The sequence below is a fragment of the Arthrobacter alpinus genome (assembly GCF_900105965.1).
Lineage (GTDB): Bacteria > Actinomycetota > Actinomycetes > Actinomycetales > Micrococcaceae > Specibacter > Specibacter alpinus.
In genome coordinates, this window is sequence record NZ_FNTV01000001.1 from 4091043 (window position 1) to 4108711 (window position 17669).

The following is a 17669-nucleotide window of genomic DNA, read 5'->3' on the forward strand; positions in this document are numbered from 1 at the left end:
AAATGTAGCGCACCTAACATTATCCGGGGAAACCGTGGCCAGTCCGCTAGCCTAATGGCATGACTTCTGCAAAAACTGTACGCAAGGCCGTTATTCCCGCAGCAGGTTTGGGGACTCGGTTCTTGCCCGCAACCAAGGCAATGCCCAAGGAAATGCTGCCGGTGGTGGATAAGCCCGCCATCCAGTACGTGGTTCAGGAAGCCGTCAGCGCCGGTCTCATCGATGTCTTGATGATTACCGGACGTAACAAGCGTGCCTTGGAGGATCACTTTGACCGTGTTCCAGTGACGGAGCAGCTCCTTGAAGAAAAGGGCGACGCCGATCGCCTCGCCGCAGTGCAGCACGCCACCGATCTGGGCGAGATCCACTATGTCCGCCAGGGCGATCCCAAGGGCCTGGGCCACGCGGTGTTGCGTGCCAAGACCCATGTGGGCGATGAGCCCTTTGCCGTGCTCCTTGGTGATGACCTGATCGATGAGCGCGATGAGCTGCTGACCACCATGATCGAGGTGCAGCAGCGCACCGGCGGGTCCGTGGTGGCCTTGATCGAGGTTCCGCAAGAGAAGATCTCCTCCTACGGTTGTGCCGACATGACCGTCATTGACGGCGAGGACTACGTCCGTGTCAACCACCTCGTGGAGAAGCCCTCCATTGAAGAGGCTCCCTCCAACCTCGCCGTGATTGGCCGCTACGTGCTGCACCCGGCCGTGTTTGAGGTTCTTGAAAACACCCCTCCGGGACGTGGCAACGAGATTCAGCTGACCGATGCCCTGCAGACCCTGGCCACCATGGAAGGCGAAGGCGGCGGCGTGTACGGTGTCGTGTTCCATGGCCGCCGCTATGACACCGGTGACAAGCTCAGCTACCTCAAGGCAGTTGTCACCCTCGCCTGCGAAAACGAAGAACTCGGCGAAGACCTGCGCGAATGGCTGGGAGAATTCACAGCCGATTTCAAGAGCTAGTTCGTGTGGGGGCAGGCCATTTGGCCAGTAACCTTGGAATGCGGTGATCTGGTTCTGCGCCCCATCAAGCTTCGCGACAAGGCGGAGTGGACAAGGGTGCGAGCCCACAATGCCGATTGGCTGCAGCCGTGGGAGGCAAGCAACCCTGTGAGTCAGGGGCAGCTGCCCACGTTCTCCGGGATGGTGCGTGTTTTGAATCAGCAGGCACGCGAGGCGTCGGCTCTGCCGTTCATCATCACCGAGAGTGTTCCCACGCAGGCCAAACCAGCCATTGTGGGCCAGCTGACGGTGTCCTCGATCATGTGGGGCTCGGCGATGTCGGCCACCCTTGGCTATTGGGTTGATCAGGACAGGGCCGGTCGAGGAATTGTTCCAACGGCAGTGGCCATGGCTACGGATCACTGCTTCCGTGCACTGGGGCTGCACCGGATGGAGATCAATATTCGTCCGGAGAATGCGGCTAGCTTGCGCGTGGTGGAAAAATTGGGCTTCCGGGATGAGGGGCTGCGCCCGCGGTACCTGCACATCAACGGTCAATGGGCCGATCATCGCAGCTTTGCCTTGACTAGCGAGGAAGTGCCGGAAGGAATTCTGGCTAGGTGGTTGGCCCGGCGCTAGGAGGGTGGGTGGACTGTCCAAAAGGCGAATTTTCCCCTTGACCTGCGACACACCGGCAGTAATGCCAGACGCGGCATGTTTCCCCTCTAGGGTTGAAATATGGCCGGACAACTGTTGCCAGTCCGCCAAATCCAGCAGTTGCAGGAGACGTCAATGGAAAGCAGTACTTCCGACGCCCACACCCACGTGGAGCCGGGACCTTCAATGGCCGTGCCTTCGGCTGCTGAGAAGCCCCTCAATGTTCGTTGGGGCCGAACATTTTTCGCATTGGCGGGCCTTCTTGCCCTGCTGACAGCGGGCATTTCCGGTGCCCTGAGCGTGTTCAATCTTGGCTCTCCCGGCGTTGCCTGGACCTCGCTGGCCGTGTTTGTTGCCGTGATCGCCGTGCTGCGCACCTTGGCTATTCGTGATCAATCGGCTCGCCGTGCCGCCCGCCAAGCTGCAAGTGCGACGGCGCACTCAGCCTCCGGGGAATCGGCGTCGAACGCTGTGGCCCCGAAAGAGACTGAGCTTTTCGACCGCGCTGAAGGCGCGGAACCGGCTCCCGTTCAGAAGCCGCTCACGGCTGAGGAATTGCGTGCCGCCGCTATGCGAGTTGCCGCCAAGGGAACCGCAGATGCCAAGATTGCGCACACCCAGACCATTGCCGAGGGCGAGCTGGAAATTGAAACTTGGGAGCCCGTCGAGGTTCCAGTTCCTGGTTACGTAACTGCTAACCGTGCGCTCACGTTGGAAAAGCCGTTGGTCCTTGCCGAGGCGCCCAAATCAGCCGGTACCTCGATTCGTGCCGACCTGGCTGGAGTGGGTGTTGCCGGTGAGCACGACGGTGTTGTGGTGGTTGTTGACGCTCCTGATATTGCAGCCGAGAAGGCCGCAAAGAAGGAAAAGACCATTGCCGCCTCGGAACGCGGAACGCACGCGTTGACCAATTTGGACGACGTTCTCCAGCGCCGCCGGGCGTAAGGACTATGAGTCGAGCCCTAGCGACTCCGGTGATCGAGCCTCTCGAGGCCTAGGACCGTTAGGCTAACAACTATGGTGCTAATTGCAGTTGCTGGCGGAACGGGTTCGGCCGGCCGGGCCGTGGTTGAGGAAGCTGTGGCCCGTGGATACCGAGTGCGATCGTTAAGCCGCCGCTTGCCATCTGCCGACAAACGTGTGGCAGGGGCCGAATACGTCCAGGCTGACTTCAGCACTGCCGCGGGAGTCGCAGCAGGGCTGGCCGAGGTGGATGCCTTGATTGAAACCCTTGACGCCCGCTCAGGTTCTGCACTTCGGGCACTTCCCGTCACAAGCGTTGCGGTGTTGGCGGCTGCTGCCGCAGCGGGAATTAGCCGGTGCGTTTTGCTGACGATTGTCCGCGCCAACGAAAGCTCCATGGGTTACTACCAGGCCCAGGCGGCACGTGCTCTGAGCTACGAACATTCTGGGCTTCCTACCACGGTTGTATACGCCACGCAGTTCCATAACTTGGTGGCAGGAATTTTTGCTGCCGGCGCCAGGGTGGGCGTCATTCCTGTTTTTAAGGGTGTTTCCTTTCAGCCCATTGCCACGAGCGATGTTGCCCGGGTATTGGTGGCTGCGGCCGTGTCCGAGGGACAAGGCAACAGGAAAGTAGTTGCTGGCGGGCCAGAGGTGCACGGCATGAACGGATTGGCCAGCCAATGGAAGGAAGCCACGGGTAGTAGTGCGGTGGCGCTGCCCGTTCCGTTGCCGGGATCTTTTGGCGGCTTCCTGCGAGCAGGCAAGAACCTAGTCCCTGAAGCAGCTGTGGGCACAGTGACGTTCAGAGATTGGGTGGCGAGCCGATGAGCCGGGCGATTCATGTTGGAGTCATGGCTGAGTCGGGTTTAGTCTAAGACAGTGGCGGTTCAAGGACTGCTGCGGGGCTATGGCGCAGTTGGTAGCGCGCCTCGTTCGCATCGAGGAGGTCAGGAGTTCGAATCTCCTTAGCTCCACCCGAATACCCCTCTGACCTGCGGAAACGCTTGGTTGGAGGGGATTTTTGTTTGCCCAAAAATGGCCCAACGACACGGAAACGACACGCTTTGAGGTTAATGGGGGGCTCATTTCCCCCATGTCGACGGTTTTGGCATTGCCTTCCCGCCACGGCCCTTCGTCAACGAGCGACACTTGGATTTTGAGTTGTCCGGTGTGCTCTGGCCGGAATTTTCCGTCTATCCAGGCCGCAGCAAAAGCGGTCTTGTACTGGAGGTTTCGCACGGCCTTGGCGCTGACGGCTCGGACTTAATTCTTCAACTCGGTCAGAAGTTCGCTGTATCCGGCCGCAGTCTTGGTGTGGTCCTGGCGAAACAGCGGTTGGCCCTTGTAGCGAGTGACGGTTCCGCTGATTGTCAGGGATGGGTGGTCAGCATCCAGATCCACATCCAGCCACCGCAGGGCCATAACTTCTCCGATCCTGGCACACCAGTCGACGGGGCAGTAACGCCAATTACATCGCCGGGTACTAGCGGACTAGGGTATCGAATCTCCATGAATTCATACTTGCTTGCCTAAGTGATTAGCTAATAAGTCTTCGCGAACGTGACGGTACCCCCCCTAGGATTCAACAGCGAGGAAATTGTGGACAGCGATCACCGGTGCTGGGGTCGAAGTCGTCGTAAAAAACTGCAGCACCGTCCCGAAAGGGGTGTCCCGTATAGACACCGGCAAACCGTCCCGTACGCCGGTCTTTCACCGGATGTTAGGCCGTTGGACCTAGCCTAGGAATGTCAGTCACTCCATGTCTCGCAGGGAACCCTTGGTCGGGACTTGTCCGAGAGTGAGCGGCAAAACAATTAGTATCTAGCGGACTCTTGCTATGTCCGGAACACTTCCCGTGCAGTAGCTCGCCTCGTTGCTGAGCAGCCAGCTGATCGCAGCTGCGACCTCCGCAGGATCACCAGCTGGTTCCCTCGGAGGTGTGGATCATGGTCACGCTTTAGGAGGTGCTGGATAGTATGCGGTGTTAGTACGGCGTGGCGAGGCCGGTGGATTCCTTGATCATCAGCGCTATCTTGCCCGTTGGCTTGTCTTCGGCGGCGGACTGGGCCACGGCGTCGAGTTGTTCAGAGGCAACAAAAATGGTGACGGTGCCGGTCTTCCCGTCGGGAATGATTTTGTGGATGGCTCTGGCTTGCTCGGAGGGAAGCTTGGTTTGCCACGTGGCGACTGCAGCAAGTGCTTCTTCCAGCTCGGCGGCTTCGACCGTAACCAGCGTGGCAACCGCGCCGGCCTTGGTCACTATGGCTGCCGCCGATTCGTTGGTGACGGCAACGTGGAGCTTGTTGCCCTCAATCCAGGAATCTGAATAGGAGGCGCCCAGCTGGGCGCGGAGGGAATCTTTGAGCAGCAGCAAGGCACTGGTTTCAGCTGAGCTGGAGGACTGGGCAGGTGAGGTAGACAAGGGAGCTTGGGGCGTGGCGCATCCGCTCATGCCAAGGGCTCCTGTCATTGTGGCTGCGAGCATGGCCGCGGCCATTTTTTTGTTGTTCATGATGCCTCCCGTACTTGCTGAGGGGGTGTGGATAAAGCTTGGGCGTCTATTATTTACGAGTCGCAATAACAGCAGTGGGTCCCATTCATGGTGAACGGGACCCACTCCTTTTGTTACCTTTTCGTGCTTCTGGCGGTTGCTAGATCATTGAACTTGGTTCGCTGGGACTAGTTGGCTGAGCGGCGGCGGAACAGCAGGAACGCAGCACCGCCGAGAATCAGTACGGCTGCGGCTGCGCCGAAGGCCAACACTGTGCTGGAAATTCCAGTGTTCGCCAGATCATTCTCAACCGGTGCCTGTGTCGGAGCCGGGGTGGGGTTCTGGGTTGCCGCAGGGGCCGGGGTAGTCGGAGCCGGGGTGGGCTCCTGTGTTGCCGGCGGGGCCGGGGCTGCCAGCACATTGAAGGTGGAGTTTGCAGTCACCGAATCGATGCCGTCAACACGCTGCACGGCCGAAACCGTGTAGTCGGCGGTAGCCAAGCGGCCACCAAGTGCAACGCTCCAGGTGCCATCAACAACTACGGCGTCGTAGGACTTGCCGTTGATGGTCACGGTCACCGTTGCGCCCGCAGCGTTAGTGCCGGAGATAGCGGACGGCCCTTGGTCGAAAATGAATTCCTGGCCATTGGTGGGCGAGGTGACGGCCGGAGCTGCCGGAACCACATTGAATTTGTTCGTGGCAGTGACGGAATCATTCCAGTCAGTCAGTGACTGCTTGGCTGTGACGGTGTAGCTGCCAACTCCAAGGGGCTGTCCCACGGTGAATGACCATTTGCCGTCGGTGCCAACAACAACTGTGCCCTCGACGTCGCCGCTCAGTGCAACCGTTGCGCCGGCGTTTCCGGTACCGGAGACTGTGGTGACGGGAGCGGCAACCGTACCCTTGTTGGCAGGCGTCGTGATTGCTGGCGCTGGCAGGGTTTCCTTGATGACCTCAATGGTTTCCTTGGTGGAGACCGAAGTGCTGAAGCCGTTCTTTGTTTGTGCGGTGACGGTGAACGTTCCGAACTTGTTAGGAGCGGCAACGCTCCATTTGCCGTCGCCGCCCACGACGGCCTCAGTGCCCACGCCATCAATGGTGACGAGGACGATACTGCCTGATGGTGCATTCGGAGCTGTGCCGGTTACGGCGCCCTTGCGGTATACCGGGGTGGAGGTTGAGACTGTAGGTGCTTCCAAGAAGATCTTTACCGAATAGCCTGCAGTGTGTGCCAGGGCGTCTTTGAGATCCACACCATAGGTGATGACGCCAGGATCCCCGGCGCTGATCATGCCTACGGCAAGTGAACCGGCAATGATGGCGCCACCGGAGTCGCCCTGTGCGCCGAGCAAGTTCGTTGAACCGAAGCCTCGAACGGCGCGAATGTCGTCGGGATTCGTCGCGAGATTGTGCCCTCCAACCAGGAACACGCCTGTTTCGGTCACGGTGCCACAGCTCCAGCCCGTGGTGCGGCCGGACTTGCAAATATTGGTGCCATTGATGGCGCTGGAAACGCCTGTCACCAGAGGACCGGAGTTTTTAGGTGCGGCCGGGGTTGTCCAGTCGGTGACTTTGGCCAGCTGGTTCAGATCCTGGTCGATGCTGTCAATAACGGAAACGTCGGTGCCGATGTTGTTCAGATTATTGTTGTTGCCGTCCCAGCCGGACGGCGCTGTGGCGGGAGTATTGTTGGGTCCGCCGAACTGTGAGGCACCGAAGACGCCCAGAGGAGCGACGATGTCGCCTCCGACACCGCCCTCTGCAGGTTCTGTTGTGGGGTCAGTCAATTCGGTTGTTGTTGCCACACCATCGTCAGCGCAATGGCCAGCCGAGATAACGGCGGGTTTTCCTGCAGCATCGAAGCCGTTCCAGCCGATAGAACAGGCGGATAGGTCGGAGCCGGAGGTTGCAGCATAGCCCTGACCGTTGGTGACGTCCGTTGCGAATGCAGTCGCGGGACCAGCAGCCGCTTCTACTACGACATTGGCGTATTTACTGGCAAAGTCGGCTACAGATGGTTGCGCGGGCACAGTGAATGACCTGGCGGCAGGCGTCTGCACTCCCGTGGCTGCATCTCCGGTGCGGATGACGTAGGCGCCGTTGCCGTTGACCATAATGGCCTGCAAGTTCTGAAGGCCGAATTCTGCCGTGTAGGCGGCGAACAATGCGTCGACGCCCGCTGCATCCACCTTCGCGGCCAGTGGTGTTGCCTCGATCGTTGTGACCTTGACCTTGGCGGTCCCTGCTGCCGTTTTGGCGGCTGCGGTAGCGGACGTCTTGACGTTGATGGTGTCGCCAGCGACGGAGACGACGGCGGCCGGATCGGCCTTGGTCACCTCTGCCTGCACATCTGCTGCCTTGGCGGCCAGAGTGGCTTCCGCATTGAATTGCTCCAGGCTCTTGCCTAGATCCCGCTCCACGGCCTCGGCCAAGCCATTGGGCATCGCTGTTTCGGTGGCGGACGGCGTGGCGACGGAGGCGGGCGTCGCCTCGGCTGAAGGTGCTGCTGTGGCGGCGCTGGCAGCGAAGGTGCCGCCGATCAAAACTGCTGCTGCGGCGCAGGCCGCACCGCCGCGCTTAAAAATAGCGCGCTTATTTGCTCGCATGTATGTAATTCCCCAAGAAGTAATAAGGATGATCTGTGATGAAATCAGGGCGCTCATGGCGCCGCTGCCTGCTTAGACAAAGCCCTGCTGAGAAAACGGCAGCCCTAAGAGTAAAACTATCAAGTGGATTAACGTGTGGCAACTTTATTTTGCACCATCTCACAAGATGACCAATAATGATGCCCCATTGACGAGTGGCATGCGGGATGCGTCCCATCGGCAGCTAATAGACAAGGAGCGTATGTTCTCTAGTGCGTTCTGTGCATCGGTGGGGTTTCCCTGACTTGTTTGAATGAAGGAGGCCGAGGTTGCCTTGGCCTGTCGTCTCCTAGCATTGATGGCGGCGCCCAGCGAGAGGGCAGGTGCCAGGCAGTGAAGATTTCCGTGGCCGTGCGTGAGGCATAGCTGAGTCGTTGATAAAGAGTGCATGAGTCATGAGCATGCCCCGATATTCGATGAGACTCGTTCCTCTTACTCTGCTTGCCGGGTGCGCCCCCACCGAGTCGTCCCAGGTTAACCAAGACGCGCCCAGTCAGAGCGCGACGGCTACCGCGACGCCGACGCCAATACTCAACGAAAAGGAAGCACTCGCCAAGGCCATGAAAGGCCAAATGGGTGCCACAGTCCTTGAGGTTCTCGATCCCGGAACCTTCCTCGTTGAACTCTCCCCGTATGAGCAGAAGATGAAAGGGCTGTCCGGAGAAGCAACAGTCACGTTCCGAAAAAGTTTGGGCCTTGTCACTCCTGCTCAGGGTGAATGCGGGTACGACGAGGCGTTCGCGTTTGCGAAGCAATACTTCGCCGATAACCCGGATGATGTCTACGTGTCCGAAGGGAGCTTCGGAACCGACCATTATCTCGACGAGGCCCTGCGTGCTGGATTCGCGTACATCCCCGACCACGAGGGCCGTTACGACAATGCCCTCGCCCAAGCAGCAGCCGATCGTGCGGGGCTGTACGCGCTTTGTCCCAACTTTGGTGCGTAGAACAGAGGCCGTGAATCCTAGAATCTGCGGTGAAGATCATTGGAACGATAGGACATCTAGCGAGCGGCACCATTGAGCAGACGGAAATGGATGCCGCTGACTACCAAGCTGGCGCGGCAATCCATGCGCCGCACGTTGGTCGCAGGCTACCGCCTGTTGTGGGTAAGAATTGATCGTTAGGCAGGTCGCCTGAGAGTGGCCACAGCTGCCGCCGAGCTGGTGCCATGCTAACGCTCAGTATGTCGCCGTAGTGTCGTACTTGAAGTGGCCAACCGTCCCCCAAGAGGTTGGCCCCTTTTATGCCCGCATGCAGTAGCCGACTATCGTGCAAGTTCCCCATATCATCTAAGACACCGCGCTGCCGAGTTGCAGCCCGCTGTGGCTAGGTTCTTTTGGGTGGTTTGTGAATAAGTGAAAAATCGTGGGTTAGCGTTCTCGGGGTTTGGCGGGTATGCGGGAAACGACCCCTGCTGGGCTCATAGAGGACGGGTCTTCACTTTGCCGAGTTCCTGTAGTTCGCGGAGAATCTCTAATTGCTGGCGGTTGATGGTTATCAGCAGTTCGATCTCTTTCCCAGACTTGACGTTGGTGTCGAAGTCATGCTGGGCCATCGCCCCGGCAATAGCGTCCTGTCGTTTGGCCGCGATGAGCAAAATTGCCCCCTGCAGGCCGGCCAACATCGACAGGAAGAGATTTAGGAGGATGTACGGGTACGGATCCCATGCATGTGAAGTCAATGCCAGGGTGTTAATGGCCGCCCAAACCACCATGAAGGCAACGAAGCCTCCCACGAACGGCCAGCTTCCCATACCGTTGCGCATGAGGTCCGCGGCCCGCTGGCCGCGCGTGAGGGAATCCTTGTGCTTGGTATGCCAAGTCTGCGGTTCATCAGTCATTCCTTAGCTTAACTGGTCGCTGCATGCCCCGGTGCAGGGCTGCGGCGCTCCCTCGCCATCGCGGAACAGGCGACGTCCTAGCTGGGGGTTGAGTACCGCTTTCCCTGTTTGTTTGGAACCCACCTTGTGGCTCGCCCAAACTAGATACCAACAACACATCGACGCCTAAGAAGGGACCTAGGCATAATAAGTTTTGTTGCAGCGTGGCCATCGGCCAGATAAGAGTTCCAGGGGGCTTGAATCCGCCCTCATTGACGCCGATATAGTAGGAACCGCCACCCTGTCGCACAACACGTCTTATGGCCGAAGAAGTTCAGGTTGCTTGGTTGTGGCCGGGGAGAAAATCTATGCCCATTGCCAGAGTGTCGGCGTAGTGTTTAGAACGGAGTGGTCAACAGTCCCCCTATTAGGTTGGCCACTTCGCCATTTAATGGCCGTGAGCAATAGCCGGCTATCGGGCAAGTTCCCCATGGTCTGTAAGTATTTTGTTGGTTGCTCTGTGAGTGACTGGCAGTCTGATGTTGTGGCTTGGTTCGGGCGTGGCTCGCCCATGGAATTGCCTCTGCCGGTTGGTGTGGGTGCGCTGTCTTGGATATGTCCGCCCGGGCCGGGTTCAGCATCGGTTCTGTCTACTGCCCTGGCTTGATTAGAAGCATGTCCGCCAAGAACATTGGCGTGGCTCATGACAGACCTGCCAAGCGGTATCCCCTTTCGATGCTTCACACGACTGATAGCAATCGTCGATATTGGAGGAAACATGAGCATCGTTGCTGAAAAATTCAGTTTCGTCGTAGGAATTGATACCCACGCAAAAACGCATACGTTCGCGATCATCAACACCATCACTGGTGAGGAAATCGCGAACGAAACCTTCCCCGTCACCGTTCCAGGAGGCAGGCGTGCCCTTTCTTGGATACAACGACGTTCTCAGGGGGGCTAAGGAGAACATCCTTTTGACGATGGAGGGCACAGGATCATATGGCGCAAAATTCCGGCAGCAGGCGACTGACGCCGGTTTTCAAGTCACTGAATCACCTTTCCGCATCGCAGGTTAGGGCGGCTGAGAGGCAAATCAGATGCCATCGATGCGGCGCGGGCTGCTCGCACCACGATGGGGATCCCTATCGAGAAAGTTAGAGATCCACGGGCCGGTGGTGTCCAACTGGCTTTGCGGGTGTTGACGACTGCTAGGACATCAATGTCTCGTGAACGTACGGCGGCGATCAATTCATTGAACGCTTTGCTGCGGACAGTTGAGCTGGGATTCGATGCACGAAAAGCACTGTCAGTCACCCAGATCAATGCGGTGGCAGCGTGGCGGGAACGAGAAGAAGACTTTAGTCTGCAAATTAGCCGCCGCGAAGCAGTGAGACTGGCGAGCCGAATCATCGTGTTGACAGATCAATTGAGGCAAAATCATGCCGAACTTCAACGCCTGATACAGGCCGAACATCCCAAACTACTTGAGGTTTTTGGTGTCGGTCCTGTCAACGCGGCGATCATTCTTACGGCTTGGTCGCATCCAGGGCGAGTTCGGTCAGAGGCGGCGTTCGCGGCCTTGGCAGGAACATGCCCCGTTCCGGCATCATCCGGGAGCACAATCCGATATCGGCTCAATCATGGTGGAGACCGACAGCTCAATAAAGCGCTCTACACCATCGCTCTGAGCAGGATTCACTGGGATCAAGTAACGAAGGACTACGTCTCGAAACGTACAAGCCAAGGACGAACGAAGAAGGAGATCATCCGCAGCCTCAAACGCTACATCACCCGCCAAATCTACCGAACGCTTCAAAGTTCCTTAGAGACCGGAACCTCGATCCCGGACCGCCCCCAAGCAGCGTAATCCAAGGCTTAGCACTGCCGAGCTTGCGGCCGCCGTGGACATGATTTTTCAGCTGATGACAACACCGGGCGCGGGAGCCTCCCAGTTTTATGGGCCTAAGAAACTCCGGCGTCGTTCCGAGTAGCTTGTCGTTGTAGAGACCCCGGGCTGGAGTGCCAGGGTGTCAATGTCGGTCGGCATGTTTGGCCACTGATCGTTAATATCACCGCGCGGAACTAGCAAGACGAAATATCCATCAAGGTAGGTCTTTGTACCCTGTCTGCGCCGCAGGAACGGAAATACTCTAAGCGAAACAGGGAGCACCCTGAGAACCATAGTTTTTAGTGTGGTAGATCACAATTTGGGGGATATGACATGGTCTTGCATAAATCTTTTTCAGCTGCGCTTGCTGCTGCTGCTTTGGTAGTTGCCTGGACGGTCGCCGCTCCGGCTGGTGCGGCCATGGCTGCTGACACGACAACGACTTTCACGGTTAGCGGCGGTGCCCTTGGCATCAGTGCTCCGGCATCCAAGGACTTGGGCACCGGAGCCGCCGCTGGAACACTCACAGCGCAGCTCGGTGCCGTCACCGCCACAGACACCCGCGGAGCGCTTGGCGCATCGTGGACGGCGTCCGCGGCGGCCACAGCATTCACGAATTCCACCACACCTGCCGCCGCAAGCATCACGACGGCAACCTACTCCTCTGGGCTCGCCACAGGTACAACCGGCACGGCTATTTTCCTCCCAGGACAAACAGCCACACCGGCTGCGATTTCCGCCATTGCGGTGACAGCCTATTCAGCGTCCGTCTCGGTCGGTAACAATTCCGCCACATGGAACCCAACCGTCGTGGTGAGTGTTCCGGTACAAGCGATAGCCGGCGACTACACCGGAACCATCACCCACTCTCTGTCCTGACTGGTCGCCGATTCCAGTGCCTAGGATTTTCGTTGCCCTGCTGACCGTGCTTGCCGTTTTAGGTCCGGCGGCCGGCGCGGTCGCTGATTCGGCTCCACCGGCTGAAGGAGGCATCGGTGTGCGTCTCATGGACGCACCTGCGGACCGGGCCAATGATCCACGCGCCCTGATCTACATTGTTGACCATATGAATCCTGGCGAGGTGATTCACCGCCGGATCCAGGTCTCCAACACCACTGCCGAGGTGGTGTCAGTGTCCGTGTATGAGGCGGCGGCCCAGATCGAGTCTGGGGTTTTCGCCGGGGCCCCGGACCGCACCGCCAATGATTTGACGTCGTGGACCTCGGTTGACCGCTCAGTCGTTACCCTGGACGCCAACGATGCGCAAGCGGTGGCTGTGACTATTGCTGTGCCCCAGAACGCGGTCGACGGCGAACGCTACGGAATAGTCTGGGCCGAGATCCGGTCCGTCCCGGCTTCCGCTGACGCCGTGACCGTGGTGAATCGCGTAGGCATCAGGGTATATCTCTCCGTCGGAACGGGTGCCGAACCGTTGTCGGCCATGCACATTGACTCGCTACTGGCTGGCCGTAACCATGATGGGCAACCCGTTGTCACGGCTCAAGTACGCAATAGTGGTGCTCGCGCATTGGATATCGGCGGGCAGCTCAGCCTGACCGACGGCCCTGGAGGGCTCAACGGAGGCCCGTTCCCAGTCAGAGTCCCCACCACGCTCGGTCCCGGAGAAACAGGACACGTCACCGCCACCCTAGACGCATCCCTGCCCGCGGGCCCCTGGAAGGCTCACCTGGAACTGAAAAGCGGGCCACTCACCGAAACCGCCGACGCCACCCTCACCTTCCCGGAGACACCCGGAACAGCGACGGCTCCCATCACCCCTCAGAGCAACGCAGGGATTCTGTGGCTCTCCATCGGCCTTGGCCTCGCAGCACTGCTGTTGCTTGCAGTACTCCTGGTGCGGAATCGAAGGCGCCAGAATTCCGACGCCGGAATACCTGAATCTTAGCGATGATTCAGGCAACGCGGCCGCCCGGGGGCATGAAGGGCGCGGTCCAGTGGTCGCCACATCCGGGTCGCAAGAGCGGCTATCGCCACATCGCTCGATGGGGGTCAAAGACCATTGCCAAGTCTGTTCAGATCAGTCGAATCGGAGGGCCGAGTTCCATTCGGTGGAGCGCAGCTGCAGGGATCGCCGCGCTGACGAGCGTCTTGTTCGTCGCAGGCATGCTTCTGAGCCCGCCACGGGCAGACGCCGCGGTATCACCGGTGGGGTTGGGTGCTGCGGGGACGTATCTGGTGTTGGGTGGGACGGGCGTTACGAACACTGGGGCCACGGTCTTGAGTGGGGATCTCGGGGTAAGTCCGGCAACCGTGATTGTTGGGTTCCCGCCTGGTATCGCGGCTGGTGCCACGCATGCCGGTGACGCGCAGGCTGGGCTGGCGCAGACTGATCTGCTCTCCGCCTACAATAACGCCGCCGGACGGATTCCGACCGCCCTGGACTTCGCCGGTGATCAGAATGGGAAGACCTTTACCCCCGGCGTTTATCACACTGCGGCGGCGTTCACGCTGACCGGGGTCATGACGCTGGATGGTCAGGGTGATCCGAACGCGGTCTTCATCTTCCAGGTTGGTGCCGCTCTCAACACTGCTGCTGGCAGCAGTGTCAGCCTGGTCAATGGTGCTCAGGCCTCCAACGTTTTTTGGCAGGTGCTGGGTGCCGCCGGGACGGGTGCTTCTTCCTCCTTTTCCGGGACGATCATGGCCCTGGGGGCGATTACCGTGGGCGCGGGTGCCGTCGTCACTGGCCGTGCCCTCTCCCATGCCGGACTGGTCACCTTGTCCACCAACACCTTCACCTTCCCCGGCGGCGCCTTGAGTATCAGTGCACCCACGGCTAAGAACTTTGGTTCCGGGGCAGCGGGCGGAAAACTCACCGTACAGCTCGGCGGCGTCACCGCCACGGACAACCGCGGCCAGTCCGGCGCCGGGTGGACAGTGCAAGCATCTTCCACAGCATTCTCCAATACCACCACGCCAGCTGCCGCGCCCATCATGACGACGACATACGCGTCCGGGGCTGCTACATCCACAACCGGAATAGCCGTCTTCCTCCCGGGACAGACGACAACCATGTCAACGTTGTCATCCTTCGCCGTGACAGCCTTTTCGGCCTCCGCCACAGGTGGTAGCAATTCCGCCACATGGAACCCCACCATCGTGGTCAACCTTCCAGCCCAAGCCATCACCGGCTCCTACACCGGAACCATCACCCACTCCGTCTACTAACAAACGGGCTATCGAAGCCATCTGCACGTCAGCCTGCTGCATGGTGGCGGGATCTTGATCCAAGCATCGTCAACGTCCGACGCCCGGCCAGTGTTGGAGGGTTCCCTGATCAGGTTTTCTGAATCTCCGGGAATCCTGCGAAACGGATGACCTTGACAGATATAGAAGCATCCAAGACTTCCCGCCGTCGAGGTGCCGCCAGCTGTCGACAAGTTCCTTCCAGTCAATGACGACATGCATGGGAGCGGAGCTAGGGCGCCTAGTCGCAGGAATTAACGCGCGGGAATGCAGTGCAAACGTGTGCAGAAATTTGTGGGGCCGACTTGTGAAATCGACTGTTCCACTGGCGGGGAGGATCGCTTACTTGAAACTGGAACGCATTGGGGCCTTATCTTTCAGGTAACTCTGAAGGGGCGCCGGGCAGTCACTGCCGTGATGCTATAGCTTTGACCGCCACCAGATGCCTTATTCGGGATGTGGCGTATTTGGAGGTCATTTTGTGGCAAAAAACAGGCTTGCATTTTCTTCTGGGTTCTTCGATTCATCGAGAGATTGACACGAAACTGCCTTTTGCAATCGACACGGAAACGACACGCTTTGGTCCAAAGCGTGTCGTTGTTCGACGCTCTCAGCAAGGTATCGAAAGCCCCGTTTGCCCCGGATTCTAGGGGTTTTAGGTAGCGTTAAAAACTATTGAAAACACCACAATCTGAAGAGGAGGTTAGGAGTTCGAATCTCCTTAGCTCCACCCCCTAACCCTCTCCGAGCAGCCGAAAGGCTGGTCGGAGAGGGTTTTGCTTGCCTTTTTGGCCAAGCGACACGCCCTGGGGTGCGAAGCACTTTGATGTGCAGCTGTGCAGCTGTGCAGTTCGGGCCGCGCGTCGCTATGTGATCATGCTTTTGGCAAGCGGTTGCTTATCTGCTTTCGCTCAAGTTAGGCTGGTATATGTCATTGGCACATAACATCGCCCTTGAGGCAAATCCTCTCTAAGGATTATTCAAGAGTTCAGCTGGCAATCGATTGCCAGCGGCTTTTGATGCTCCTTGGATCCTGTTCAGTGCAGTGCTGCCCCGGCGACAACATCCCCTGATGTCGCGGACATTTTCTTAGATTCATAGACCTGCCTCTTGGAGAACACCATGACCCTGAAGTGCACCAGCCACCGCACCGGATGCGAGAACCTCTCTGCTGGGCACTTGGACAGCCCTGCCGGGCTAGTTGCCCAAGGTCTTGTCGTGGTGTCTCCGGTGGACTTTTAGCATGGCCTCAGCCGTTGGCACCGAAGCTAGCCCTCAATTTGGGTCGGCAGCACGTGTACTGGTTATGGGTGTCCCGTTGGCTGTTGCTGCTGGACTGACCTTGCCGTTGCAGGCTCGGATCAATGGTGAGCTGGGGCATCGGCTCCAGGATCCGCTGCTGGCCGGATTGTTCAGCTTCGGGGGAGCGGCGCTGGTCATGGCAGCCGCTACTCTGCTGATTCCCAGCGGCCGCACCGCGTTCGTCAAGCTCCTTGCGGATACGCGTAAGCGGAGCATCCCGTGGTACTTCCATGCGGCGGGCTTGATTGGTGCATACTTTATCTTTGCGCAGACCAGCTTTGTCGCAAGCGTCGGGATCGCCATCTACACGGTGGCAGTTGTGACCGGCCAGACCGTCAGCGGACTCGCTGTGGACCGGATCGGTCTTGGCCCCGGCGGTAAACGAGCCATCACTGCACTCCGTGTGCTGGGTGTGATCCTCACGGTTTGCGCGGTGTTCTGGGCGGTGTCGCCGAGGATCGCCGGATCGCCGGACCCCCTCGCCATGTTGGTCCCCCTGGCATTTGTTGCCCTAGCCGGGGTATTGATGACCTTTCAACACGCCGTGAATGGAAGGATCGCCGCGCAAGTCCGGTCCCCAATACCGGGAACCCTGATCAACTATGCGGTTGGCAGCGTGGCATTGGCGCTGATCTGGTTTATCAAGCTGGTCCTCACCGGCGGGCTGCCCACGCTGCCGATTGATCCATGGTTGTATCTGGGCGGCGTGCTGGGCTGCATCAATCTGGTCCTGAGTGCCCTGCTGATCCGGCGTATTGGCGTGCTGCTGACCGGGTTGAGCATGATCGCCGGACAATTGATCGGTGCGCTCTTAATGGACTGGCTGCTGCCGGTGGCTGGAAGCGTGGTCTATCCGCAAACTATATTCGGCACCTTGCTCACCTTGGCCGCAATCGTCGTGGCCGCGCTGCCGGTGTCGGTCCTGCAGAGGTTTCGCAGGAGGCTCACGCCTTGAAGCAGCTTCAAACAGTGGCTCACCGTGAACTAGACGGCACAACAGCCTGATCCCAGACACCTTGAAACCCGGATATCGCCGATCCAATCCGTAGAGGCAACAATTGAATGAACTTGACGGGTTCAGTCCGGTCCGCGGTCGCTCACGCATCTGTTGGAACCCGAACGATTTCGTGGTTGAGGACCATTGTTTCCGCCCCTGCACAGGCATATCGTTAGGTATATCGTTCGCGATTCGCTGAGGAGATTATGATGCACAGTTCATTCCCGGCAGGCGGGTTTTTCGGCAACAACATGGACGGCGTGTGGCAGGCCGTTGAGGAGTTGCGTTCACGATTTGAAAAACCTTCGGGCACCCGTGTGGGGCGGGGCGAGGTGCGCTCTGCGGTGCTGGCGCTGCTCGCAGAGCAGCCCATGCACGGCTACCAGATCATCCATGAGATTGAGGAGCGCAGCGGCGGGAGCTGGAAGCCAAGCGCCGGCTCCGTTTACCCAACGTTGCAGCTGCTGGCTGACGAAGGACTGATCAGCGCAGAGGAAGCCAACGGTCGCAAGGTTTACTCACTAACTGATGCAGGCCGTGAGGCCGTTGCGGATTCCGATTCACCAGCACCCTGGGATGCGTCTGGTCCGGCGCAGGGCAGCGGTTTCTCAGCGCTTCCCAAGGCCGGCATGGAGCTGGCTCAGGCTGCGGCCCAGGTTGGGCGTACCGGCACCAAGAAGCAGGTGCAGGAAGCTGTTGCGGTGCTCGATGACGCACGGCGGAAACTGTATTCGATCCTCGCCCAGGACTGAC

16 protein-coding genes and 1 tRNA gene are annotated in these 17669 nt (G+C 59.0%); 13 read left to right on the forward strand and 4 right to left on the reverse strand.

Annotation, left to right across the window (positions count from 1 at the left end; all coding sequences use genetic code 11):
* Window positions 1–59 precede the first annotated feature (59 nt).
* The 5 genes from galU to BLV41_RS18760 all read left to right on the forward strand — a co-directional run bounded on the left by galU (window position 60) and on the right by BLV41_RS18760 (window position 3538).
* Window positions 60–962 carry a UTP--glucose-1-phosphate uridylyltransferase GalU gene (gene galU / locus BLV41_RS18740; protein WP_044578370.1) on the forward strand — a complete coding sequence of 301 codons (903 nt, stop codon included), beginning with the start codon at window positions 60–62 and terminating at the stop codon, window positions 960–962.
* Window positions 963–965: 3 nt separating this feature from the next.
* Window positions 966–1580, forward strand: coding sequence for a GNAT family N-acetyltransferase (locus BLV41_RS18745; RefSeq protein WP_074712906.1), 615 nt, complete (start codon window positions 966–968; stop codon window positions 1578–1580).
* Window positions 1581–1733: 153 nt separating this feature from the next.
* Entirely contained in the window at window positions 1734–2543 is an 810-nt protein-coding gene (locus BLV41_RS18750; RefSeq protein WP_139244387.1) for a hypothetical protein, read from the forward strand.
* 72 nt (window positions 2544–2615) lie between these two features.
* Window positions 2616–3392, forward strand: a complete 777-nt coding sequence (locus BLV41_RS18755) for an SDR family oxidoreductase (RefSeq protein WP_074712908.1) — start codon at window positions 2616–2618, stop codon at window positions 3390–3392.
* A gap of 73 nt (window positions 3393–3465) precedes the next feature.
* Window positions 3466–3538, forward strand: a tRNA-Ala gene (locus tag BLV41_RS18760).
* Between the two features lie 289 nt (window positions 3539–3827).
* Here the strand turns inward: BLV41_RS18760 and BLV41_RS22165 are convergent.
* The 3 genes from BLV41_RS22165 to BLV41_RS18770 all read right to left on the reverse strand — a co-directional run bounded on the left by BLV41_RS22165 (window position 3828) and on the right by BLV41_RS18770 (window position 7661).
* Entirely contained in the window at window positions 3828–3986 is a 159-nt protein-coding gene (locus BLV41_RS22165; RefSeq protein WP_170835499.1) for a hypothetical protein, read from the reverse strand.
* 562 nt (window positions 3987–4548) lie between these two features.
* Window positions 4549–5076, reverse strand: coding sequence for a hypothetical protein (locus tag BLV41_RS18765; protein ID WP_139244389.1), 528 nt, complete (start codon window positions 5074–5076; stop codon window positions 4549–4551).
* Between the two features lie 167 nt (window positions 5077–5243).
* Window positions 5244–7661, reverse strand: coding sequence for a S1 family peptidase (locus BLV41_RS18770; RefSeq protein ID WP_170835500.1), 2418 nt, complete (start codon window positions 7659–7661; stop codon window positions 5244–5246).
* A gap of 434 nt (window positions 7662–8095) precedes the next feature.
* Between BLV41_RS18770 and BLV41_RS18775 the strand changes: the two genes are divergently transcribed.
* Window positions 8096–8647, forward strand: coding sequence for a hypothetical protein (locus BLV41_RS18775; RefSeq protein ID WP_074712911.1), 552 nt, complete (start codon window positions 8096–8098; stop codon window positions 8645–8647).
* Between the two features lie 476 nt (window positions 8648–9123).
* On the opposite strand, the gene BLV41_RS18780 is transcribed toward BLV41_RS18775, so the two are convergent.
* Complete coding sequence (locus BLV41_RS18780; RefSeq protein WP_074712912.1) at window positions 9124–9543, reverse strand: DUF1003 domain-containing protein; 420 nt, start codon at window positions 9541–9543, stop codon at window positions 9124–9126.
* 757 nt (window positions 9544–10300) lie between these two features.
* On the opposite strand from BLV41_RS18780, the gene BLV41_RS22615 reads away from it, so the two are divergent.
* From BLV41_RS22615 to BLV41_RS18810, 7 genes are all read left to right on the forward strand, one after another.
* The gene (locus BLV41_RS22615; protein WP_244516968.1) at window positions 10301–10483 is read left to right on the forward strand and encodes an IS110 family transposase; all 183 of its coding nucleotides are present in this window, start codon (window positions 10301–10303) and stop codon (window positions 10481–10483) included.
* Window positions 10484–10741: 258 nt separating this feature from the next.
* Entirely contained in the window at window positions 10742–11389 is a 648-nt protein-coding gene (locus BLV41_RS22620) for a transposase (protein ID WP_244516969.1), read from the forward strand.
* A gap of 354 nt (window positions 11390–11743) precedes the next feature.
* Entirely contained in the window at window positions 11744–12289 is a 546-nt protein-coding gene (locus BLV41_RS18790; RefSeq protein ID WP_074712913.1) for a hypothetical protein, read from the forward strand.
* A 16-nt stretch (window positions 12290–12305) separates the two neighbouring features.
* Complete coding sequence (locus BLV41_RS18795) at window positions 12306–13316, forward strand: peptidase (RefSeq protein ID WP_139244391.1); 1011 nt, start codon at window positions 12306–12308, stop codon at window positions 13314–13316.
* A 2-nt stretch (window positions 13317–13318) separates the two neighbouring features.
* Window positions 13319–14599, forward strand: coding sequence for an ice-binding family protein (locus tag BLV41_RS18800; RefSeq protein WP_074712914.1), 1281 nt, complete (start codon window positions 13319–13321; stop codon window positions 14597–14599).
* Between the two features lie 1261 nt (window positions 14600–15860).
* Window positions 15861–16874 carry a DMT family transporter gene (locus BLV41_RS18805; protein ID WP_074712915.1) on the forward strand — a complete coding sequence of 338 codons (1014 nt, stop codon included), beginning with the start codon at window positions 15861–15863 and terminating at the stop codon, window positions 16872–16874.
* Window positions 16875–17125: 251 nt separating this feature from the next.
* Window positions 17126–17668 carry a PadR family transcriptional regulator gene (locus BLV41_RS18810; protein WP_074712916.1) on the forward strand — a complete coding sequence of 181 codons (543 nt, stop codon included), beginning with the start codon at window positions 17126–17128 and terminating at the stop codon, window positions 17666–17668.
* The last annotated feature ends 1 nt before the right edge of the window (window position 17669 follow it).